Source organism: Betaproteobacteria bacterium, assembly GCA_009377585.1.
Lineage (GTDB): Bacteria > Pseudomonadota > Gammaproteobacteria > Burkholderiales > WYBJ01 > WYBJ01.
On the sequence record WHTS01000022.1, the window covers coordinates 1 to 22,278 of the forward strand.

The 22,278-nt window shown below is 63.9% G+C and carries 17 protein-coding genes; 6 read left to right on the forward strand and 11 right to left on the reverse strand.

Annotation, left to right across the window (positions count from 1 at the left end; all coding sequences use genetic code 11):
- From GEV05_09715 to GEV05_09735, 5 genes are all read left to right on the forward strand, one after another.
- Positions 1 to 912, forward strand: a 912-nt coding sequence (locus GEV05_09715) for a response regulator (protein ID MPZ43663.1), incomplete at its 5' end; no start/stop codon positions are given.
- Positions 913 to 1,052: 140 nt separating this feature from the next.
- Complete coding sequence (locus GEV05_09720; protein ID MPZ43664.1) at positions 1,053 to 4,574, forward strand: response regulator; 3,522 nt, start codon at positions 1,053 to 1,055, stop codon at positions 4,572 to 4,574.
- A gap of 23 nt (positions 4,575 to 4,597) precedes the next feature.
- Positions 4,598 to 5,800, forward strand: coding sequence for an EAL domain-containing protein (locus GEV05_09725; GenBank protein ID MPZ43665.1), 1,203 nt, complete (start codon positions 4,598 to 4,600; stop codon positions 5,798 to 5,800).
- On the forward strand, positions 5,797 to 7,008 hold the full coding sequence (locus GEV05_09730; GenBank protein MPZ43666.1) for a response regulator: 1,212 nt from the start codon (positions 5,797 to 5,799) through the stop codon (positions 7,006 to 7,008). Before GEV05_09725 ends, GEV05_09730 begins: the two co-directional genes overlap by 4 nt.
- A gap of 4 nt (positions 7,009 to 7,012) precedes the next feature.
- Positions 7,013 to 8,095 carry a response regulator gene (locus GEV05_09735; GenBank protein MPZ43667.1) on the forward strand — a complete coding sequence of 361 codons (1,083 nt, stop codon included), beginning with the start codon at positions 7,013 to 7,015 and terminating at the stop codon, positions 8,093 to 8,095.
- 311 nt (positions 8,096 to 8,406) lie between these two features.
- On the opposite strand, the gene GEV05_09740 is transcribed toward GEV05_09735, so the two are convergent.
- Positions 8,407 to 8,772, reverse strand: a complete 366-nt coding sequence (locus GEV05_09740) for a hypothetical protein (protein MPZ43668.1) — start codon at positions 8,770 to 8,772, stop codon at positions 8,407 to 8,409.
- Positions 8,773 to 9,132: 360 nt separating this feature from the next.
- On the opposite strand from GEV05_09740, the gene GEV05_09745 reads away from it, so the two are divergent.
- On the forward strand, positions 9,133 to 10,614 hold the full coding sequence (locus GEV05_09745; protein ID MPZ43669.1) for an EAL domain-containing protein: 1,482 nt from the start codon (positions 9,133 to 9,135) through the stop codon (positions 10,612 to 10,614).
- Positions 10,615 to 11,168: 554 nt separating this feature from the next.
- On the opposite strand, the gene GEV05_09750 is transcribed toward GEV05_09745, so the two are convergent.
- The 10 genes from GEV05_09750 to GEV05_09795 all read right to left on the reverse strand — a co-directional run bounded on the left by GEV05_09750 (position 11,169) and on the right by GEV05_09795 (position 22,194).
- Complete coding sequence (locus GEV05_09750; GenBank protein MPZ43670.1) at positions 11,169 to 11,534, reverse strand: hypothetical protein; 366 nt, start codon at positions 11,532 to 11,534, stop codon at positions 11,169 to 11,171.
- Positions 11,405 to 11,953 carry a hypothetical protein gene (locus GEV05_09755; GenBank protein ID MPZ43671.1) on the reverse strand — a complete coding sequence of 183 codons (549 nt, stop codon included), beginning with the start codon at positions 11,951 to 11,953 and terminating at the stop codon, positions 11,405 to 11,407. Before GEV05_09755 ends, GEV05_09750 begins: the two co-directional genes overlap by 130 nt.
- Positions 11,954 to 13,484: 1,531 nt before the next feature.
- Positions 13,485 to 13,802: a hypothetical protein gene (locus GEV05_09760; protein ID MPZ43672.1), complete on the reverse strand. Its 318-nt coding sequence runs from the start codon at positions 13,800 to 13,802 to the stop codon at positions 13,485 to 13,487.
- Complete coding sequence (locus GEV05_09765; protein ID MPZ43673.1) at positions 13,802 to 14,143, reverse strand: hypothetical protein; 342 nt, start codon at positions 14,141 to 14,143, stop codon at positions 13,802 to 13,804. Before GEV05_09765 ends, GEV05_09760 begins: the two co-directional genes overlap by 1 nt.
- 1,002 nt (positions 14,144 to 15,145) lie before the next feature.
- Positions 15,146 to 15,733, reverse strand: a complete 588-nt coding sequence (locus GEV05_09770; protein ID MPZ43674.1) for a hypothetical protein — start codon at positions 15,731 to 15,733, stop codon at positions 15,146 to 15,148.
- 18 nt (positions 15,734 to 15,751) lie between these two features.
- The gene (locus GEV05_09775) at positions 15,752 to 16,129 is read right to left on the reverse strand and encodes a hypothetical protein (GenBank protein MPZ43675.1); all 378 of its coding nucleotides are present in this window, start codon (positions 16,127 to 16,129) and stop codon (positions 15,752 to 15,754) included.
- A gap of 274 nt (positions 16,130 to 16,403) precedes the next feature.
- Entirely contained in the window at positions 16,404 to 18,125 is a 1,722-nt protein-coding gene (locus GEV05_09780; GenBank protein MPZ43676.1) for a diguanylate cyclase, read from the reverse strand.
- Between the two features lie 1,190 nt (positions 18,126 to 19,315).
- Positions 19,316 to 19,936, reverse strand: a complete 621-nt coding sequence (locus GEV05_09785) for a hypothetical protein (GenBank protein MPZ43677.1) — start codon at positions 19,934 to 19,936, stop codon at positions 19,316 to 19,318.
- Positions 19,937 to 20,110: 174 nt separating this feature from the next.
- A complete protein-coding gene (locus tag GEV05_09790) occupies positions 20,111 to 20,923 on the reverse strand; it encodes a UDP-2,3-diacylglucosamine diphosphatase (GenBank protein ID MPZ43678.1) in 813 nt (270 codons plus the stop codon).
- A complete protein-coding gene (locus GEV05_09795) occupies positions 20,923 to 22,194 on the reverse strand; it encodes a glycosyltransferase (protein MPZ43679.1) in 1,272 nt (423 codons plus the stop codon). The genes GEV05_09790 and GEV05_09795 overlap by 1 nt, the downstream gene beginning before the upstream one ends.
- Positions 22,195 to 22,278 lie beyond the last annotated feature (84 nt).

The window sequence follows — 22,278 nt, forward strand, 5'->3', positions numbered from 1 at the left end:
CTGCGCCCCGACGTGATCACCATGGATGTCCACATGCCGAAGATCGACGGCGTGGAGGCTACGCGCCGCATCATGCAGACCGATCCGCGCCCGATCGTGATCGTGAGCGGCAGCAGCGCGTTCGGCGAAGTGAGCCAGGCCTTTGCGGCCCTGGAGGCGGGTGCGCTCGCGGCGTTGCCCCGCCCCGAGGGTTTGGGCCACGAAGGCCACGAGCGCAGCGCCCGCGAGCTGGTGCAGACGGTCAAGGCGATGGCGGAGGTGAAGCTCGTGCGACGCTGGCCGCGACGCGAGCCCGGCGCGGCCCCGGCACTCGCGCGCGAGCCGGGGGGCGGTCCGCCGGTGGTCGCGATCGGCGCCTCGACCGGCGGGCCGCCGGCGCTCCATGAGATTCTCGCCGCCCTCCCGGCGGGCTTCCCGGCGGCGGTGCTCATCGTGCAGCACATCGCGCCCGGCTTCGTGCAGGGCTTCGCCGAGTGGCTGGCGCAATCGTGCAGCCTGCGGGTCGGGGTCGCGCGCCACGGCGAGCCGATCGCAGGCGGCCGCGTCTATATCGCGCCGGACGGGCACCAGATGGCGGTCGCCGCGGGCGGCAAGATCGTGCTCACCCCGTGTCCGGGCAACGCGGCGCTGTGCCCGTCGGTGTCGCATCTGTTCGCGTCGGTTGCGCGCGTCTACGGCCATCGCGCCGTGGCCGGGCTGCTGAGCGGCATGGGGCGCGACGGCGCCGACGAACTGAGACTGATGAAGGACTGCGGCGCCGCGACGTTCGCGCAGGACAAGGAGAGCTCCACAGTGCACGGCATGCCCGGCGAGGCGATCCGGCTCGGCGCCGCTCGCTACGTTCTGCCCCCCGAGGGCATCGCGCCGGTGCTGGTCGCCTTGATGGGTTCCGGAGCGCGCGAGCAATCGTGAACGGTGCCTAGCATGCACGCAGCAGATCGCCGCCATGTTGGCCGCTGGGCGGACGCTACAATGATGCGTTCGACCGCTCGCATGGGGGCAGGATCGGCGGCGGCACGGATGAGCGCGCGCTCGCAGCGCTGGAGGACGCCATGAGAACGCGAAACGGATCGGTCGAGATCCTGGTGGCCGAAGACAGTGCGACGCAGGCACAGCAGCTGCAGACGCTGCTCGAGGAGCACGGATTCAAGGTCGTCGTCGCGCCCGACGGAGAGGCGGCACTGGCGCGCATACGCGAGCGTGCGCCCACGATCGTCCTCAGCGACGTGATGATGCCGACTCTCACCGGCTACGAGCTCTGCAAGGCGATCAAGTCCGACGAGCGCCTGAAGCACATCCCGGTCATTCTCGTCACCTCGCTCGCCGATTCGAGCGACGTGATCCGCGGCTTGGAGTGCGGCGCGGACAACTTCGTGCGCAAGCCCTACGACGAGAAGTACCTGTTGTCGCGCATCGCTCATCTGCTCATGAACCTCGATCTGCGCAGGAGCCAGCGCATGCAGATGGCGCTGGAGGTCGAGCTGGGCGGCAGGCGACACATCATCACGGCCGAGCGCCAACAGATCCTCGACCTCCTGATCTCGACCTACGAGCAGGCCGTGAGCGTAAACGCCGCACTCACGCAGCGCGAGGCAGAGCTCGATCGCTCGAACTGGGTCCTGCGCGGACTCAACCGCATTGCCGAGGGCCTGAACGGCGCCGTGAGCGAGGTTGATGTGGTAAGCGCGGCGCTCAAAGGCGCGCTCGAGCTCCCCGGCGTGGAAGCGGGCTGGATGATTCTGGCCGCCGGAGAGGGCGAGTTTCGCCTTGCGGGCGGACGTGGTCTGCCGCCGGCGCTGAGCGGGCCAGGCGCCTTCGACGGGGAATGCGCTTGCCGGCGCAAGCTGCTCGCGGGAGAGCTGGATGGTGCGGTCAACGTCATCGCGTGTGAACACCTGGCTGCGGCCACGCGCGACAGCGGTGGCCTGCGCTGCCACGCGAGCGTGCCGTTGTGGCTCGGCAAAGGCCGTTGTCTTGGTCTGATAAATCTCGCGGGGCTGGGTGAGAAGCCGTTCAGCATGGACGAACTGGCGGTACTCCACGGTGTCGGCAACCAGGTCGCGGTCGCGCTCGAGCGCGCGCGCCTGCACGAGCATCTGGAACAATTGGTGCAGGAGCGCACGGCGAAGCTCTCCGCCGAGATCGAGCAGCGAAAACGCATCGAGCAGGAGCAGGAACAGCTCGCCGGCATCATCGCGGCCACCCCCGCTCTGGTGGCGATCGCTGCCCCCGACGGCCGCATGCGCTACTGCAACCCGGCGGGGTTGCGCATGCTCGGTTATGCGCCCGACCAGGATCCCGGCGGCATGAGCATCGCCGCGTCGCATCCCGCGTGGGCGGCGAAGCGTCTCTCCGAAGAGGCTATCCCGTACGCCATCGAACGCGGGTCCTGGAGCGGGGAAAGCGCGCTGCTTACTTGTGACGGGCGCGAGATCCCGGTGCTGCAGGCGATCGTCGCGCGGTGGAAGGCCGACGGAACGCTGCGCTCGCTGTCGATTGTCGGCCACGACATCAGCCAGCAGAAGGAAGCGGAGACCGCACTGCGGCGGCTCAACGAAGAGCTGGAGCAGCGCGTCACGCAGCGCACCGCCGATCTGGAGCAGGCGCGCCGCGACGCCGAGCAGGCTGATCGGGCCAAGTCCGCGTTTCTTGCCACGATGAGCCACGAGATCCGCACGCCGATGAACGGCGTCGTCGGCATGGCCGAGATTCTGAACTACGAGCGCCTGACCGAGCGCCAGGCCGATATCGTGCGGACGATCCGCGATTCGGCCACTGCGCTGCTCCGCATCATCGACGACATCCTGGACTTCTCCAAGATCGAGGCCGGCCGCCTGGAAATCGAGCGCGTCAAGGTACCCCTGGTCGACCTGGTCGAGGGGATCTGCGCCTCGTTCCTGCCCATCGCCGCGCGCCATGACGCCGACTTCGCGCTTTTCATCTCGCCCAGCATCCCCGAGCGCGTGCTCTCGGACGAGGTGCGCCTGCGCCAGGTGCTCTACAACCTCCTGGGCAATGCCTTCAAGTTCTCGGGCGGCCGCCCGCAGGTGCGCGGTCGCGTGTCGCTGCGCGTGGAGGTCGTGACCCAGTCGCCGCTGCGAATCGACTTCCGCATCGCCGACAACGGCATCGGCATGTCGAGCGAGCTGGTGGCGATTCTGTTCACCCCGTTCACCCAGGGTGAGCTGTCGACCACGCGTCGTTTCGGCGGCACGGGGCTCGGGCTTGCAATCTGCAGGCGCCTGGTGAGCCTCATGCACGGCGACATCGCGGTGCAGAGCGCGCCCGACGCCGGATCGGCATTCACCGTGACGCTGCCATTCGATACCCCGGCCGAACAGCCGCTGCGGCCGAAACCCGATCTTTCCGGTCTGGAGTGTCTGCTTCTGGAAAGCCCGGAGCTCGACGCGCACGACCTCGCGGTTTACCTGGAAGACGCGGGCGCCCGCGCGCGCATCCTGACCGACGCCTCGGCCGTCATGCAGGCCACGGAGGAAATTGCCGCGCCCGTGGTCGTGATCCAGTATGTCGAACGCGGCAGCGAGCCCAGTGCCGCCGCGCGCCAGGGCTTGCCGATCGCTTCCAACGCGAGCCACGTGTTGCTCAGGCGCGGACAACGCCAGCGCTGCCGCGTCGAAGCGCTCGATGTGGTCACCCTGGATCGCGACGCGCTGCGCCGGGATGCCTTCCTGCGCGCCGTCGCCATTGCGGCCCGTCGTGCCCTGCCCGACGCCGAACAGCCTCCGGCCGACGAGCGCGCGGCCGACGGCATCGAGTCGGCACCGCCCAGCATTGCCGAAGCGCGCGCGCAAGGGCGGCTCATTCTGGTGGCGGAGGACGACCTGGTCAACCAGAAAGTGATCCTGCAGCAGCTCGCGCTGCTCGGTTATGCAGCCGAGACGGTCGGCACCGGCGTCGAGGCGCTGCGGTTGTGGCGCAAAGGCGGCTACGCCCTGCTGCTCACCGATCTGCATATGCCCGATATGGACGGCTTCACGCTGGCCGAGACTATACGGCGAGAGGAGCTCGGGCGCGTACGCCTGCCGATCATCGCGCTCACCGCCAACGCCTTGCGCGGTGAAGCAAATCGAGCGATGGCGCTCGGTATCGACGAGTATCTGACCAAGCCGGTCCTGCTGCGGGTGCTGCGCGCGGCCTTGCGCCGGCGGCTCGTCCCGCAAGCGGCGACTCGCCTCGGGCCCGATGCCAGCGCTCGCAGCGACGGCAGCGAGCCCGCGCCAGCGCTGGACGTCGCGGTATTGGAGGGTCTGGTGGGAGACGACAGGGACGTGGTACGGGGATTTCTCAGCGAGTATGTCGCAGGCGCGCGGGACCAGATGGACGGCCTGCGCGCGGCTGCCGCGGCCGGGGATGCGCCGCAGGCCGCCGCCATCGCGCACAAATTGAAGTCGTCCTCCCGCTCGGTCGGGGCGCTTGCGCTCGGGGACCTGTGCGCCGAGCTCGAAAGCGCGGGCAAGGCCGGGGACAAGGCGCAGGTCATGCAGATCCTGTCCCAGCTCGGAGCCATGTTTGCGCAGGTCGAGGACGCGATCGCCCGCGAGCTGCTCGATTGAATGGGCATGGAGAGAAGCAGGCGATGAAAATTCTCGTGGTCGACGACGAAACCTTCGCGCTCAAAGTCCTGGTGCGCCAGCTGCAGAACCTCGGCTATGTCGATGTCTTGGCGTGCGAACGTGCACAGCAGGCGCTCGACGTGCTCGAAGCCGAGGCCCAGGCGGTCGGGCTGGTCTTCTGCGATCTGCAGATGCCCGAGATGGACGGGGTCGAGTTCGTGCGCCACCTGGTCCGCCTGAGCTACACCGGGGGGCTGGTGCTGGTGAGCGGCGAGGAGGAGCGTATCCTGCAATCGGCCGAGAAGCTTGCGCATGCGCATCGGCTCGACGTGCTGGGCGCGCTGCACAAGCCGGTATCGCCCGAGCACCTGCAGCAGGTGCTGGAAAGCAATCTGCTGCGATCGCCCCTGGCGCCGCGAACGCCCGCCAAGCCCTACGAGCCGGCGGCGTTGCGCCGTGCGATCGAGACCGGCGAGCTGGTCAATTTCTACCAGCCCAAGGTGTCGCTTGCCAACGGCGCGGCGAGCGGCGTGGAAGTGCTCGTACGCTGGCAGCATCCGCAGGACGGGCTGGTGTATCCCGACCAGTTCATCGCGGTGGCGGAGGAAACCGGGCTGATCGACGCGCTGTCGCGCAACGTGCTGAGCGCCGCCTTGCACCAGGCGCGCGCGTGGCGCGACATCGGACTCGATCTGCATGTGGCCGTCAACGTCTCGATGGACAATCTGCGCCCGCTCGAATTTCCCGAGGCGATCGTGGAGGAAGCCGGCAAGGCCGGAATCGCGGTGTCGCAGCTGGTGCTCGAAGTCACCGAGAGCCGTCTGATGAGCGATGTGCGCACGACGTTGGACATCCTCACGCGCTTGCGGCTGAAGCGCGTCGGCCTGGCGATCGACGACTTCGGTACCGGGCACTCTTCGCTCACGCAGTTGCGCGACATGCCGTTCGCTGAGCTCAAAATCGATCGAGGATTCGTGCACGGCGCCTATTGCGACTCGTCGCGCCGGGCGATCGTCGAGGCGAGCCTCAACATGGCGCGAGAGCTGGGGATGAAAACCGTGGCCGAAGGCGTGGAGGATCGCGCCGATTGGGATTTTCTGCGCGCAGCGGGCTGCGGCATGGCGCAGGGCTATTTCATCGCCAAGCCGATGCGCGCGGCGGAGGTGCCGGGCTGGGTAGCGAGCTGGGAATCGCGCCGCGCGGAGCTGTTCGGAAGAAGCGCGTGAGCACCGAGCCGACTATCCTGGTCGTGACCGACGTGCTGGCGGACGCGGACATGATCCGCGAGCTGCTCGAGTGCGAGTTCGGCTCCGTGGTCGCGAGCACCGATCCCGAGCGCGCGGTGGAGGATTTCGAAACCCACCGGCCGGATGTGCTGGTGCTGGCGGGCAATACCCTGGAGAAGGCCGAACGGTTCTATCTCGGGCTATTCCGGCGCAGCAGCATCATTCACGTGCTTCCGCACAAGACCGTGATCCTGTGCAACAAGGACGAGCTCGCGCGCGTCTACGAGCTTTGCAAGAAGCACTACTTCGACGACTACGTGCTGTTCTGGCCGCTTGTCCAGGATACGCACCGTCTGGCGATGGCGGTGCATCATGCGATCTGGCAGTTGACGTCCGGACAGGGCGAGACGTATCCCGAGATCCTCGCCCATGCGAGCCGCCTCGCAGGGCTCGATCGATCGCTGGAACGCTACGCCGCCAGGGGCGGGCAGTCGATCGAGGCGGCTCAGCGCGCGCTGCAACAGGCGAGAAAGCAACTCGGCGGCGCCTCGTTCGCGCCGCATCAATCCGCCGCCGGGGAGTCGACGTCGGCCAGCTCGGCGGCGTCCGGCCCTGCTTCCGGGGGCGCCGCGCGGGCTGTGCAGCCCGAGGAGCTCGACCGGCAGTTCGCACAGCTCGCAGCCGCGCTTGTGCCGGTGCGCGACTGGGCCGGCGCGCTCACGCGCGAATTCCAGCCCCAGATCGAGGCCGCAGTGGCCCTGTGTGCGCTCGCCGAGGAGGTCCGTCCGCTGGTGCTGGTGGTCGACGACGACGAGCTGCAATTGAAGCTGCTGACGAAGGTTTTGAACGATGCCGGGCTCGCCGTCCAGACGGCGGCCTCGGGCGCACAGGCGCTCGCTGCGCTGGGGCAGCGCCAGCCGAATCTCATGCTCCTGGACATCAACCTGCCCGACATCGACGGCATCGAGCTGACGCGCCGCCTCAAAGCCGCCCCCGCCTGGGCGCGCATTCCCGTGATCATGATCACCGGCCAGAGCGAGCGAGACGTGGTCGTGGAGAGCATGCGCGCGGGCGCTTCCGACTTCCTGGTCAAACCGTTCGATCACGCCGTGGTGGTCGCGAAGGCGAGCCGCTTCCTGCATGTTGCGCAGCGTGCGCCGCTGGCGAGCTCCGCTACCGGCGGCAGGCATGCGGCAATGACCGGGTGACAGCATGGACGGCGGCGACGCGGCGGGCAACAGCGGTGGTGGATTCGACCGCATCCTGGTGGTCGAGGACGACCCTTTCAGCCGCGGCCTGCTCGTGCAGCTGCTGGCGAACCAGGGCCACCGGCGCGTGGAGGTCGCGGCGGACGGGCGCCAAGCGCTCGACAGGCTGCGCCACGGCGGCGTCGATCTGGTGCTGCTCGACATCGAGATGCCGCAGCTCGATGGCATCGAGGTGCTGCGCCGCCTCAAAGACGACCCCCGACTTTCCGCGATCCCCGTCATCGTGATTTCCGGCGTGGGGGAGGTCGCGAGCATCGTCCGGTGCATCGATCTCGGCGCCGAGGACTATCTGTCCAAGCCGTTCAACCCGGTGATCCTGCGCGCGCGAATCGGCGCAAGCCTGGAGAAGCATCGCCTGCGCAAGCTCGAAGCCGCGCGCCTCGCCCAGATCCTGCAGGAGCAGCAGAAGGCCGACCGGCTGCTGAACATGATCCTGCCGGCGGCGGCGGCGCGGGAGCTTAAGACGAGCGGGGTCGTGGCTCCGCGCCGTCACGAGCGGGTGGCTGTGCTGTTTTGCGACATCGTCGGATTCACCGCGTACTGCGACAGGCACCGGGCCGAGGACGTGGTCGCGCGACTGCAATTGCTGATCGAGTGCTTCGAGCGCATCACGGAGCGTCATCGGATGGAGAAGATCAAGACCATCGGCGATTCGTTCATGGCCACCGCCGGCATGTTGTGCTTCAACCCGGATCCGCTGCGCTCGGCCGTGCGCTGCGGCCTCGACATGATCGCGGCAACTGCCGAGGTCGTGAACGACTGGCAAGTACGGGTCGGGATCGACTACGGCCCCATCGTGAGCGGTGTTCTGGGACGGCAGAAGTATCAGTTCGACGTCTGGGGCAGCGTGGTCAACATCGCTGCGCGCATGACGGAGCTCGCCTCGCCCGGCACCGTCGCCTTGTCGCGCGACACATGGACCGCTCTGGGAGGCGACTTCGCCGGACGGCTGTTGGGTCCCCGTGACGTCAAGGGCATCGGTCCGATCGAAGTCGCCGAGTGCGATGGTTGCGTACCGCAGCAGTAGTGACAGTCTCATCCATGCAACATGGCGCAGGGTTATTTCGGCGGACCTATGTCCGCCGGAGATCGGATCGAATGGAGTGCACAGTGGAAACAACGCCGGCCGGAGCTTATCCGTGTCGGCCAACTCCTGAGTGATTCTTCCGAGGCACGGGAGCGCCAGGCGCGTGGGAATGGTTGTCATACTTATCGAGCGTTCCCTATTTCATGTCACGCTCGTCCCTCACCCCCAACCCCTCTCCCGGGGGGAGAGGGGAGCGTCGCGTCCGTATTGGATGGCCTTCCGTTCCGCGACGACGGTATCGAGTGCTTCGCTTAACACCTGCCAGTTCCTGCGCCGGTCCGCGACCGAGCCGGTGCCGGCGTCGTTTGTCGAGCTCGCCGCACCGAAGGCGCCGGTGCTAGCGTTCCCGCCGCGGCGTTGCCGAGGGTCAGCGTCGCGGCGATGGTCTCGCCGCCGTCCACATCACTCACGACGATGTCGTCCAGGGCCACGTTGGCCGCGCCTTCGGTCACATCGGACGTGCCGCGCGCAGCCCCGTTGGTGGCCGTGCCGCTGGTGCCGTCCCAGGCGCGCAGGCTGAGGCTCGGCGCCGCTGCTCCAGCCTCGCCGTTCAGTGCGTCGGGCACATAACGCAGGCTCGCGCTCGCATCGAGCAGCAGCGCGCTCGCCTGGCTCACCGCACCCACGCGTGCCAGATAGCCCCGCCGTCGGTCGAGTACTGCCCGGCGCCATTGCCTGTGGTCCCCGTCAACGCGATGCCGGAGACGGCGCCCGCGTCGGCGTCAGTGTAGCCAAGAGCTGTGAGGATAGAGGCCAGAGATTCTGCTCTGCCCACATGAGCGCGCGCCCAAAGGAATATTGCTTACGTGAGGTCCGCGTGCTGCTGGAATGGTTCAAGCGCACACAACGAGCTCTCCTCTGGCGAAGTCGACCTGTCGAACCAGGACTATACTGGACGACTTCGGTGCTCAAAGGGGCGGTGTTCGGCCGTTTGCCTGATCTGGATGCAGCCGCGCTGAGGCGAGGATAGAAGGTTGATGGCCTGCCATCCGACGAATGCGCACAACGAGGCCAAGATGAAGATCAATCCATCCATCGAGCGTTTCCGGGTCGCCTTTGGGGATCTTATGCATCGGGCGACGCATCTCGATTCCGAAGCTGCCCATGATCGTGAGGGGCATGGCGAGCCAGAGGGGGGAGCGCGAACCTTGCCAAGCGGAGGTGAAAACCGCTTGGCCGATCCGCACGGCCTCTTCGACCTCCTGGCGAACAGTCTCCCTCACTTGATCTTTTACATCGACGCGCGGGAAATCTGCTGCGCACACAATGTTGCGGTTCAACGCGTGCTGGGTCTGGCGCCTGCTCAAATCACCTCCCGTCCCCTACACGAGATCCTGGGCGCGGCCTCCTACGAATGCATCAAGAGCTGGGTGGAACGTGCGCTCGCAGGCGAGGAAGTGTTTCTTCGCCAAGTGCATCGCGACCCGAAGGGAAAGATTCTTGCTTTCGACGCCCGCTATGTCCCTCATCTTGGCGCCGACCGTCAGATACTTGGTTTTTGCGCGGTGTTGACGCCCTCGGCAAGTCTGGACAGTGTGAAGCCACCTGCAGTGGAAGGGCAGGATGATCGAAACGACAGCGGCGCTTCGATCAATTCCTCGGATACCGATCGGTTCCAAGTCGTCGCCCGCGAGTCCGTTTCCCTGGACATGGCGGCACGCAACGACGCGCTGTTGCGGTTTACGGCTGCATTGCAAAGCGATGCGTTCTGCCTGTTTCAGCAGGCTATCGTGCCGATCGAGCCGTCGGCCAGTGCGCCGCGCTGCTATGAGGTTCTCATTCGGTTGAGAAACGAGGAGCAGCGCTTGGTACACCCCGCGGCGTTTTTCCGAATCGCCCAAGAAGTGGGCTTCATGCGGCAGCTCGATCGTTGGGTAGTGGAGCGGGTGCTGCGCTGGTGCAGCAAACAGTGCGCCGACGGTAAGCTTCTGCCAGCGAGTTTCCATCTCAATCTCTCCAGCGATTCCATAGGCGACGAATCCTTTCTCGCCTTTCTCCGACTGATACTGGCAAAGCACGACCTGCCGGCGGATACGCTGTGCTTCGAGATCGGCGAGGCTGACCTGGTCGGGCATCGACTCGAAGTCATGTCGTGCGCGCACGCATTGCGAATGCTGGGCTGCCGCGTAGCTCTCGATCGTTTCAGAGGGGTTTCCGGGTCGTTTTCCGCTTTGCTGGATTTGCCGATCGATTGGGTGAAAATCGACGGCAGCATCGTCGGCGCGCTGTTGACCGATAGGCAATCCCAGATGAAGGCGAGGATTGTTTCGAAGCTTGCCCAGAGCGGCCGCGTACGCACGATCGCCGAGCATGTCGAGGACGCCGAAACGCTCGAAATGCTGCGTCGAATCGGCATCGACTACGTCCAGGGCTTTGGCATCGCGATGCCGGAGCCTCTCGAGGACCTCAAGATTCGAGCCGGCGAGAACGAAGAATGTTTGCGCCCGGCTTCCGGCTGAGCCTTAACAAACGGGGCGATCAGGGGCTATTCCACTCGAACAGTGTTGCAGGACTATTACGTCCCGTTACCCCATAAGGCGTCCCATGCATTACGACGAGTTCCGCAAGTAAAGGCTCTGTCGCAGCACCCCCGATGCTCGCACTTGCGCGGTAAACGAAACGTATAGCCGGCTGGCCTCGCGCGCCCATATCATCTCGGCGTGGAGTGGATGGGGATTTTGCGGCGCAGAAGTCGCTTCAGTCGAGCTACGACCAGGTCCGGTACACGACCAGCCACGAAAGACAGGCAGATAAGTGTCTCCGCCCTCCGCGCAATCTGTCGTGCGCGTTCGTGGTCGAGCGCGCTCATTTGTATGCTGTCCAGCTTGGCGATTGTCTCGCTGCCGTCACAAAGAACTTTGGACTTCATCACAAGATCGCCTAGTGGGAAACGCTCACGCCATTACAGTCGATCTCTGTGACGACCAGGCTACCGAATGGGCGCCAAATTCTCAGCGAATGCGCAAAGCGCGTTCAGCAATAGCGAGCGAACAGATGCCGGGAAAGGGGGCTACTACGAGCCGCTCAGGCGCATCTTCAGCTTCGCCACGACTTCCGAGTGTATTTGCGAGACCCGGGATTCGCTGACACCCAGGTCGCCGCCGATGGTGCGGAGGGTGCGATGCTCATCGTAGATCGACTCCATGACGTAGCGCTCCACCGCCTCCAACGTGTCGAACGCCGCCGAAAGTATCGCGTGACGCTGCCGTTGTTGCAGGGCACGCAACGGGTCGTGAAAATGTCCGCTCGTCAGATTTTCGTCTTCTCGCACGCACCCATAGTACGGTGGATCTTCGGGGTCCTCGAGCTCGTCATCCGCCGACCGTTTGCTACCAGCACCGGCTTCGACCATGCAGGCATGAAATCTATCCATGGCCATCCAAGCTCATTCGCGACTTCCTTGGCGCGCGGCGCCCTCCCGAGCCGATGCTCGAGTCGCTTGACTGCCGCACCGATTTCGCGAACAGACGAGCGTGCTTGGCGTGAAAGCGCGTCGTCCGAGCGGAGTGAATCGAGCATTGCACCTTCGATCCGTCTGGCCGCGTAACACTCGAAAGTCGATCCGGTTCGCTCTTCGAACCGGGTGAGGGCATCGTTCAGGCCGATCATGCCCGCCTGAATCAATTCATTCCGATGGACGTTCGCGGTCAGGCGGGCGCGGAGCCTACCGGCGATCTTTTTCACAAGCGGCAAATAGGTTGCAATCTCCGCACTGCGGTTGCATCGCTGCTTTGCATATTCCATAGGAGGCTTACTCTCCTCTGCGATCTCTCGCTGGGCACACGATCCTTCGATCATACGTCAGCGCACGACAACACTCTGAATCCAGATCTAGAGAGAAACGGATTGGGTTAAGGATCCGTGACTCGCGTCTGAAGGACCTCGATCCCGAGATCTTTCAGGCGCTTGCTCGCCATCGCGGTCTGGTCGCTGTGGGATGGGATGCGATGGCCGAGTGCGAGAGCCCGAAAATTAGCGGGTGAACTCGCCTGATACCTTCGCGATGTCGTTCGGCCTTGCCGTTTACAATTTCCTCGGTCTGTCGCCGTCGAGGAATTCATGCGACTCTTCGCCATTGCGCTCGCCGCAGCATCGTTCGCGCTTCTAGCCGCCGTGCGGCTGCAGTACGGTCCGGAATGGAAGGTCGATGCCGCCGTGGAAGCCGCGATAGCGCGTGGGGACCTGAGGCACGCACGGGAACTCGCCGTCACTGCCGAGCAGTGGGCCTGGATAGTCGACGCGCGGCGCAGAAGCTCAGACACACATGATTCGCGACCAGCATCGGGGCGCTTGATGATAGTGCGAGATCGAGCCGCGGATCTTCAAAATGCATGGGGCGACCTCTGACGAACAGCCGCCCGATCGCATCACCCGCCCATCCCTCGTAGCTGTTGTTCGAAAGCAGACAGCTCGGCTGGCTGATAGCGACTCATATACCGCCACTCGGCGAACGCTTTCAGCAATGAACAAGCGTCGGGACCGAGCGATAGCAGCTCCATCTCCGTCATTCGTCCCTCACGGGTAACTACCGCGATGCAAGCCTTCTTCATCGCTTGGGCTTCGTAGCTTCCCGGATCAGTCGCCGGGCGATCGAGGATAGTCCGATCGGATCCTCCTCCGGGTTGGCGGCGACTTCGGCCAGCAAGCGGGCAAGAAGGAGCCTGGGCACGACAGATCCCTCTACATTTCGTCCGTATCCGGATGCTCCCCCCGCACCGTGGCTTGAAGCCGCATCCAGCTCACGTAACCTGTGACGGGTGCGCCATTATTGATCGTTCCGTATTGGACGACAGCCCAATACGGACGCGACGCTCCCCTCTCCCCCCGGGAGAGGGGTTGGGGGTGAGGGACGAGCGTGACATGAAATAGGGAACGCTCGATAGCTCCCGCTCCAGCATGTTGGCGATGACTCGGATTCGGGTGGATCGCTTCATAGCAATGCAGCGCAATCGTACGATAGGCGCTCATAATGCTGGGAAGCGAATACAATGACATCCGGCATTCCCTTACGAGATAACCGAACGGCTCTAACACAACGTTTCTACGGCGTGCTTCCGCTCGGGCACGCTTGCTACGCGGCAAGGAGTTGGGTTTCTACGTGAGACGAGCGCTCGATCAACGGGGCGGTAAAGTGGTTCCCAGGATTCATAGCACAACCTCGCAGTTCAGGCGAGCCCAGTATCACCCTGATCGAGCCGACCCGAAATCGGAACAAGCCAACAATCTGCGTCCGGAATTTCCCTACAACTTCTCTCACATAAATCCGCCGCGTTTGCGTTTAGCCCCTTGGATCACGACAAGTCGCTCGTCGCGATACCCGCTCAGCACATCAGCCGCCGATTCGCCGTAGCTGTCGTTCGAAAGCAAACAGCTCGGCCAGTGAATAGCGGCCCGCATTGCGGCACTCCACGAACGTCCCCAAGAGTGCGCTCGCATCTGGTCCCAACGCCAAGAGCTCCATTTCAGTCATTCGCCCCGCACGAGCGATTACGGCGATACACGCCTTCTTCAGTGTCCGGGCCTCGCAAGAGGCGAGATCCTTCCCGACGCGCTCGAGGATGGGTTGCGTCACATCGGCATATGTTCGCGCGGATTTCTCTGCCTTGGCAGCGGCAGCCGCGAGAAATCGGTCAAGCGTGAGACGCATCAGGCTTGCACCTCGTCGGTGTCCTGGTGCTCTTCTCGTACCAGGGCTTGAAGCCGAACCCAGTGTACGTATCCCATCATCACCTCGAAGAGAGCATCCGGTCCATCGGGATATTTGCTCTCGACCTGGCCGCTGTAATAGACAGCCGCACGTTCCGCGAGGACTGTCACCTGATGGAAGGCGTACTCATCCACGCCGTTGAGCTTTTCCTTCAGGTACCGAAGGCGATCGAGAAGCGTGGCATTCGCGACGGGAAGCGGATTTCCCTTGAGTTCCCGCTCCAACATATCGGCGATTTCCCGGATTAGAGCTGACCGCTTCATGTCCGATGCGCCAGGCATGCGTCAGCTCGATTATTCCCCGTCAGCGGGAGAAATGATGTCGGGGATTTCCCTACACGCGCCCGTAAGGGGGCCAGTGAAGTGCCGATGTGCCGTTGGCATGCGCGCCTCGCTTAACTTCAAGGACGGCCTACTCAGATCGAGAGCAACGCAAGCGCCAACCATCCCGCGCCGAGCCACCAGCGTAGCCGTGGCGAAGCACAGCAAAGCATATAGCCGGCCCAATTACACCGTTGTTCACCTGCTGCCGCCCGTTCACGATCGCTGGCGAGGATCCTCGTTCCGGCGAAGCGTCACAACGGCGCACGCACGATAGCGCTAATGAAGGCCAACCTTTATCCAGGCGATCGCCAATGGATCGTAGACGTATCCTACCTGCTCGCCGGTGCGCCCCGAGGTCGTATCCGGACGACGTTTCCGCCTCGGAGGTAGGACTGAGCGAGAAGCTTTGCCCGCTCGAGCGTCTGCGTGCTCAATAGCGGCTTTCCATTGACCTCAACAACGAACATCGATTCCCCTGGCGCGCTTACTACAACCCTCAGCCCTCTAAATGGGGCGTCACCGAGGCACAGAGCAAAATCTCGGCCAAAGGTTATTAACTCTGCGTCCGTCGAATCGATTTAGCGCATAAGGGCCCGGCAGTTTTCTGTCGCAGGGCGGGCGATCCCCGAACGCTGTTCGTGCGCTTCGAGACGCGTTATGAGCGCACCGCGGGGACATTGCCAGCCTTATTCCCGGTAGTACACAATTCAGTACATTGACGGCGCCGGAAGTCGAAGAAAGCCAATGCCGGCAAGGAGATGGCGCAGGAATTCACGTCTCGTTTCCCGCTCCATCGATTTCGTTGCCCGACAGGTCCAATTGTGGCCGTCGCGAGATTCGGACGGATCATGAATTGCTCAACCGGCAACTTCTGACCGGCCGCGAAGGTGACAGGCGCTTTCTCGCAAACCGCGAAAAGATTACCTCTACCGAACCTCAGCGAAGCGCGGCGTCTCGTCGTCAGTTGATCTGCATGCGGGCGTTCTCCGCCACCCGCGCCCATTTGGCGAGCTCGCCGGCTACATGCTTCGCGAAGTCATCGCGCGTGTTGCCCACCGGCTCGGAGCCGTCCTTGAGGAGCTGCGCTGCCACATCCGGGAGTTTCACGACGGCCACTATCTCGCGCTGCAGCTGGTTGACGATCGCGACCGGCGTCCCGGCCGGCGCGAAAAAACCCTGCCACGAGTCGGACTCGAAGCCCGGAACCCCGGAATCCGCTACCGTCGGAAGCTCGGGGAGCGCGGACGAGCGCCTGGCGCCGGTTACCGCGACAGCGCGCAGCCGACCTTGTCTCGCGTGAGAAATTGCCGAGAGCATGCTTGCGAAGCTTGCCTGGACCTGGCCACCGATGAGTCCTTGTATGGCCGGACCGGCGCCCTTGTAAGGAACGAGCTCGACGCCCGCCATCATGTTGAACAAGGCGCCGGCAAAATGGGGCGATGTGCCGTTTCCGGGCGAGGCATAGTTGATAGCGCCCGGCCTTGCGCGTGCCAGCCCGATCAAGTCGCTCACCGTGCGGACCGGCACACCGGGATGCACGACGAGCAGGCCGGGGGAAGCGGATGCCTAGGTGATCGGGGTGAAGTCCCTGACCGGATCGTACGGCAGCTTGCGGCGCAGGCTGGGCGCGATGGCAAACGAGCTTCCCGCCAGCAACAGCGTGTAGCCGTCCCGCGGTGCCCTTGCTGCGATCTCCGTGCCGATGATGCTTCCGGCACCGGGGCGATTGTCGACGACGAATTGCTGCCCCATTCTTTCACTGAGTTTCTGCGTCAGCAGCCGGCCAACGATGTCTGCGCTGCCGCCGGCGGACAAGGGGATAATCAAACGAACGGGCCGCTCGGGATAGCTTTGCGCGGCTAGACTTGCCGTCTGACCCGTTAGGAGCAGAGGTAGCGCGGCAATCGCCGCTTTCTGCAATGGATGCGTTGCAGGTGGATTCATGGTTCCTCCCGATGACGTTCGCTGCCTGTAGCGGCGGGCGGGCTTGTGGTTCGGATCTTGCACGAACGGGCCTTTCCTTCGGTACAGACCGCGCAGGTTCTATCTACCCGGCGTGAAGCCAGTACCGGAATCCTCGACGTATGCGCATCGATCACCAGATCCGGAGTCATGCGTACCTTCATTGGGGTGAGCCGACCTGCTTGCGCAGCCTCAATGCCAGCGGTTTGACGGTCACGAGTGCGCAATGGAAATTGCATCGACGCGCCGCACATCCTCATGCATGGGGCTCCTGCACACTGCACGACCGGTGATAGCAGTTGCGGCCCGCCGCTTTGGCAGCGTACAGGGCCCGATCGGCGTGTTCGAGCAGCTGATCCAGGCCGTCGTCCTCCGACAGCAGGTAACCGCCGATGCTGACGCTCAGGCTTTCGAGGCGTTGTCCTGCGACATCGATCCCGTGGTTCCTCACCACCGTGCAGATGCGTTCGGCAATGGCATCGAGCTGAGTCGCATCGATAGGTGTCAGCAAGAGCAGAAACTCATCGCCTCCCCAACGGGCGGCATGGTCGTACGGGCGAATATGCAAGCGCATGAGCTGCGCAATGGCTCGCAGCGCAGCGTCTCCGGCGGCATGGCCGTGAGCGTCATTGATCTGCTTGAACAAGTCCACATCCAGCCAAAGTATGCCCAGGCCTTGCCTCTCGCGGCGGGCACGCACGAGCGCCAGTTCGAGCTGGTCGTTCATGCCGCGTCGATTGAGCGCCCCGGTCAACGCATCGATTTTGGTCATTTGATCTAGCGCGGCGGTGCGTTCGCGAACCTTCTCTTCCAACTCCAGGCGCGAGACGGAAACGTTGCGGGCCATGCGGGCGAAATGCTCCATGACCTCACGCATTTCACCGCTGACGGGCTGGGGCAATTGGACGGGAGCGGTATCGCCTGCGGCCACCCGGCCGATGGCAGCGTGCAGCGCTCCCAGAGGGTTGAGCACCAGGCGATTGAGCGCGATGGTCAGGCAAACCAGGGCAGCCAGCAGCGAAGCCAGAAAGGTCCCTGCAATGCCCGCGAAACGGCTCATGGGCAGCAACTCATTCATGTCGAGCAGGGTGATTTCGTACCAGCCGATTTCCGGTAGGGCGGTTACGCCGGCAAGGTGAGGCTTGCCCGCGAAGTGCACATGGAGCATCACCGCGGATTGCTGCGCGCCGCGCAGCTCGTCCATGGCATTGCGGATGCTGATTCGATCGCCCGGCGAATCCAGCAACATGAAGAACGTCTTCCGTTCCTCCAGCGGCTTGGTCAGGGAAGCGTAGTCGATCAATGCCTTGTTGCGGTGTAACTGGATGGCGCCACTGTTGTCGACGAGCAGGCTGCTCACCCCCGGGATGTTGCCGTCGTCGAAGCTGCCGATGAAGCGGTCCAGATTCAGGCCGGTGCCGGTGATGCCCAGTATGCGCTTGCCGCTCTCGTCGCGGATCTGCACGTTGATCCACACATTGGTCACGCCGAGCGCACGATCCGGTCCGACGTTGATCTGCAGTTCGTCGCTCTGGCGCAACAAGGTATAGAACCGTTGATCCTTTTGCACGGCAGGATCCAGGGTGTAGCGGAACTCGCGTCCGGCAAACTCATTCTTGGCATTGTTATAGAAATACTGCCCCGTCGCGGCCAAGGCCACGAAGTAGCTCCGATCCTGGAAATTCTGGCGGAAGGATTCCAACTCGCGCATTGCCCGGCGGTGCAGCGCCTGGTTACCGGGATCGGCCGCCCAATCACGGATGGCCGAGCTGCGAGCCAACTGTTTGGCGAGCGCCACTTCCCGCAGAATCGGCTGCAGGGCCTTGCTCTTGTGGTAACGCACCTGCTGGTCGGCGAAGCGCCCGCCCCATTCGGCGATGACCCTTTCGATCAGTGCGCGCGCAGCCACGCCTGCGGCCAGTGCCGAGACGATGAAGATCAGGCTGGTCAGCAACAAGATACGCAGCTTCAAATTCATTGCCGGTCCGCCGCCAAGATGAGTTCGGGTGAACGGAATTCCAGTTGGGGTACCCTCATCGGGAAGGGCAAGATCGAACTGCTCGACAACGAAGACGTCGATGCAGCGCGCGCTGCTATCGGCAGCACGTCGCTGTCAGACGTCATCTCCAGCAGGGCCCGGCACGGGCCTCGAAGGAGAAATGGGTTGCGCGTGCGAACCTTTGCGGCGAGACCCGTACCGGCCTGCTCATTGATTCGCAGTCCGTCAATTCTGTACGTCGCAGTGCAAGGCCGCAAGTGGCGCGGTTTGCCCAAACGATTCGGCAATTGGACGTGCTGAGCAGGACGGCACCGAAGGTGCGCATCGGATCTGGTGTCTGAGCAGCGTCCCGGGCTTGGTCGCACCGCGCCTGCACAAAGTCAGCCGCACTCTTGCTCGGGGCGCAGCAACCGCTCGACGCAGAGTTCCATGGAAGTCTGCAAGTCATTGAGAAGAGAGGACTTGGGCTTCTCTTCTCGTCCGGTGAGTTCCACTGCAAACCACCACCAGTCAAGATTTTTTAGTGGCAATTAGAAACCCACGTCCTACGGACGCGGCCATCGTCTAACTGGCTTTGCCTATTAGAGCGTCTGCTCATGCGGGTACCGAAGGCAACCGCGGGCATCGCATGCTCGGTTACGTCGAATTCGTGCGTCCAGTAACGCACTTCGTAGTACTGCTCGTGCGGACCCGGAAACGATCGCCAGGCAACTGCGCGTGCGCGCGACGATGGGCGCGAAACCTCTAACCGTAGGCGAAACCGATAGGCGTGTGCGGTTCTACCGTGAGAATCTCCACCCCCACCCCCGCGAATCGCTGGCGACGAATCGTACGGAGCGAATGCTTGCGAGCTTGGGTATCAATCCAACCTTGTGCCGCTCGCGTAGCCTGCGCCTCAGCAACGGCCGGAGTGTCGTAGTCGGGTGAAGCGATCACCCCTTGATACACGACTTCATGGGCGCCGCCTGAAGTTGTCGCGTACACGGCGTACCTGGCCTTATAGTGGCCGGCCGGGAGTTGGCTTGCTCGCGCAATTACCGCGTAACCCTTGTATTCCACGCTGATCCCTCCTGTATCACTACCAACGAACTAGGCTGCGAGTGGTCGGCGTCCAGTCAGCCCTCAATCGCTGATGTCAGGTATTCGACCTGAAGCTTGTTGCGGAGCTATTACGGCGCCCCTCCAGAGACGCCGAGCAATTGCCGCTTGAGATTTGCATCCGCCGGATTGTGGCCGAGCCAAATCTTGAGCAGCGCCCGATACAGCTCCGGTCCCGGGACCGGTGAGCCGATCTTCCGCCCGTTCACGCTCACCTGCGCGCCGCACCCCGGAATGTAGTCGAGCGCAAGGAGGTCTCCCTTGCGGGCCTCCTGAAGGGGCAGCATGACGGCTGCAAGAGCGTCCGCGGATGACTTGAGGCGCTCGTATTCCGGCTCGCTGCTGTTATCACGCAACCCCTCGTAGAGCGCATCGACCAGCGACTGCGCGGAGATGCCCCGCATCATGGTGAGCGCGATCCGTTTCGGTCCGTCCAAGGCGAGCGCAAGCTCGGAAGAGCGCTGCGGCGCGCGAAGATAGAGTCCGATGACGTAAACGTTGACGCCGTAGCGCTTCCTCAGACCAGCGCCGTTCAGCACCAGCTCGATGCCGTCTACCTTGGCAAACGGCTCCGTTTGGACGTCGCCGATCTGCATGGCTTCTGCCGATGCCATGATCATGCAGCCGAGCCACGCGCCGATCGCTGCGTACAGCGCTCTTCGCCGGCCGCGCCCGTTGTCCTGGCTTCTCATCCCGGCGCTCCTCGGAATGGTCCCGGCTGGCTGCGCGGGAATGATCCAGGCCGGCAGATCTTCCTTGCACAGATGTGAAGACAAGGTTCTCGGCCTGCCTCGGTGGCCGAGTGGGTGCACTCACAGCGGGCAAGCTGAATCCCAGTTCAATCAGTGTCGATTTCGAGCCTGTCGTTAGCGCCCGCCGCGCGACCGACGGTCGGCCAAGCGCCCTGGAATCGAATCCAGGTAAATCAGGTTCGCAGCGCGCTCGACGTCTTTCCAGTGAATAATCTCGAGGCGTCCGTCGAGGCGCTCGACGATGCCTGTGCAGCTGTCGACCCAATCTCCGCAGTTCACATACTCGACGCCATCGACCATGCGCTGCGCGGCGCTGTGCACGTGGCCGCAGATCACGCCATCGAATCCATGCTGTTTTGCATAGCGAACGACCGAGGCCTCGAACTCGAAAATGAAGTCCACGGCAGTCTTGACCTTGGACTTGGCGTAGCCGGAGAGCGACCAATAGCCCGGAATTCTCATCGTGCGGCGGGCGCTCGAGAGCAGAGCGTTGACGCTCAACAGGGCCTCGTAGCCGACGTCGCCCAGCCTGGCGACCCAGCGGTGATAGCGCGTCACCTGATCGAACTCGTCGCCGTGAACAACGAGATAGCGCCGACCGTTGGCGGTCCTGTGCACGGCCCGTATGGCGACTTCGATACCGCCGAACGAGGTGTCGACGTACTCGCGCAGGGCTTCGTCGTGATTGCCGGGAATCAGGATCACTTTCTCGCCGTGACGCGCCCGTTTCAGGATCTTCTGAACGACCGTATTCTGCGCCGGCGACCAGACAATGCCGCGGTTCATCGCCCAGAAGTCGATGATGTCGCCCACGAGATAGACGTACTCGGCGTCGTACCGGCGCAGGAAGCTCAACAGACGCTCGGCCTGGCAGGCGCGGGTGCCAAGGTGTACGTCGGAGATAAGGACCGAGCGCACCTTCTCGATCATGTCGCGACTCCGGATTCGCGCAGGCCACGCGCGGCGGGTCCCTCCGGTCGATATTCGCGCGCTGCGAAGAGAGCATCTTCCAAGGCATCGAACACCCGCTTCCAATCGGCGGACTGCGCGACCATCCGGGCAGCCTGCCGAAGCCGGCTGATCGATTCCCAGGAGTCAGCGAGCGTGGCCGCGTGGCGCACGAACGCGGCCGCATCGCCGAACGGGGACAGCAGGCCGCTCACGTCGTGCACGATGTGCTGGCGCGCCGCGGCGTAATCGAAAGCGACGACGGCCAATCCGCTCGCCATGGCCTCCAACGTCACGTTGCCGAAGGTTTCGGTGAGGCTGGGATAGAGGAAGATGTCCGCCGAGGCATAGTGAGTGGCGAGCGCTTCGCCGCGTCGCATTCCGGCGAAGTAGTGGCCGGGATATCGTTGCGCCAGCCGGCTACGCTCGGGTCCGTCGCCGACAACGACCAGCCGCGCCCGCGGGCAGCGCGCGCGCATCGCATCGAACGCAGCAAATAGCAGATCGAGGTTCTTTTCTGGCGCGAGCCGTCCGACGTGCAGTACAACCGGAGCATCGTCCGTCACGCCCCAAGCTTCGCGCAGGCTCGCGCTGCGCCGGCGCGGATCGAACAACGCCGTGTCTATGCCGCGGCCGACCACCGTGACGCGCTCGAACCCTCTCTGCGAAAGCGACTCCGCGAGCTCGCGCGTGGGCACCATCGTGAGTGCAGCCGCGTTGTGCAGATTGCGCAGGTAACGCGCGATCACGCCGTGCAGCCATCCGGCGCCGTAATGCTTGCTGTACGCATGAAAATTGGTGTGAAACTCGCTCGCGACCGGAACCCCGACCTGCCGTGCGGCACGTGTTGCCGACCAACCGAGCGGCCCCTCGGTGGCGACCTGCACCACGTCGGGTCGCAGCGTGCGCCAGCGCTTCTTGAGGAGCCGCGTTGCGGGCAAGCCCATGCGTAAGCTGCCGTAACCCGGAATAGGCACTCCGCGCACCAGAACCTCGGCATGCGGCGCGCGAGTGCTCCCACTTCTATCGGAACGCTGCGAAGGTCGAATGACTTCGACGCTGTGGCCGCGCGCGATCATGCCGTGCACCATCACTCCCAACGTGGCGGCGACGCCGTTGATCTCCGGGGGATAGGTTTCCGTGACGACCGCGATGCGCAGCCGCTCTTGCTGACGTGTCTTCTGTTTCTCTGCCTTGTCCACGAAGCGCGAGCATGCACGCAATGGAAGACAACCTGGTGACCCATTCATGACGCTCCGATGTCAGCGCGTCTGGCCCCTTTGCATCGCGGCCGATGCTCGCAACGGCAAGGTGCCTGCCGTCCCGGATTGTCA

What these genes read in the sequence shown, in the direction of transcription:
- GEV05_09720 (MPZ43664.1), top strand. Translation starts at nt 1,053, where the DNA reads ATGAGAACGCGAAACGGATCGGTCGAGATCCTGGTGGCCGAAGACAGT.
- GEV05_09725 (MPZ43665.1), top strand. Translation starts at nt 4,598, where the DNA reads ATGAAAATTCTCGTGGTCGACGACGAAACCTTCGCGCTCAAAGTCCTG.
- GEV05_09735 (MPZ43667.1), top strand. Translation starts at nt 7,013, where the DNA reads ATGGACGGCGGCGACGCGGCGGGCAACAGCGGTGGTGGATTCGACCGC.
- GEV05_09745 (MPZ43669.1), top strand. Translation starts at nt 9,133, where the DNA reads ATGGCCTGCCATCCGACGAATGCGCACAACGAGGCCAAGATGAAGATC.
- GEV05_09750 (MPZ43670.1), bottom strand. Translation starts at nt 11,534, where the DNA reads ATGGCCATGGATAGATTTCATGCCTGCATGGTCGAAGCCGGTGCTGGT.
- GEV05_09755 (MPZ43671.1), bottom strand. Translation starts at nt 11,953, where the DNA reads ATGATCGAAGGATCGTGTGCCCAGCGAGAGATCGCAGAGGAGAGTAAG.
- GEV05_09760 (MPZ43672.1), bottom strand. Translation starts at nt 13,802, where the DNA reads ATGCGTCTCACGCTTGACCGATTTCTCGCGGCTGCCGCTGCCAAGGCA.
- GEV05_09765 (MPZ43673.1), bottom strand. Translation starts at nt 14,143, where the DNA reads ATGCCTGGCGCATCGGACATGAAGCGGTCAGCTCTAATCCGGGAAATC.
- GEV05_09775 (MPZ43675.1), bottom strand. Translation starts at nt 16,129, where the DNA reads ATGAATCCACCTGCAACGCATCCATTGCAGAAAGCGGCGATTGCCGCG.
- GEV05_09780 (MPZ43676.1), bottom strand. Translation starts at nt 18,125, where the DNA reads ATGAATTTGAAGCTGCGTATCTTGTTGCTGACCAGCCTGATCTTCATC.
- GEV05_09785 (MPZ43677.1), bottom strand. Translation starts at nt 19,936, where the DNA reads ATGAGAAGCCAGGACAACGGGCGCGGCCGGCGAAGAGCGCTGTACGCA.
- GEV05_09795 (MPZ43679.1), bottom strand. Translation starts at nt 22,194, where the DNA reads ATGAATGGGTCACCAGGTTGTCTTCCATTGCGTGCATGCTCGCGCTTC.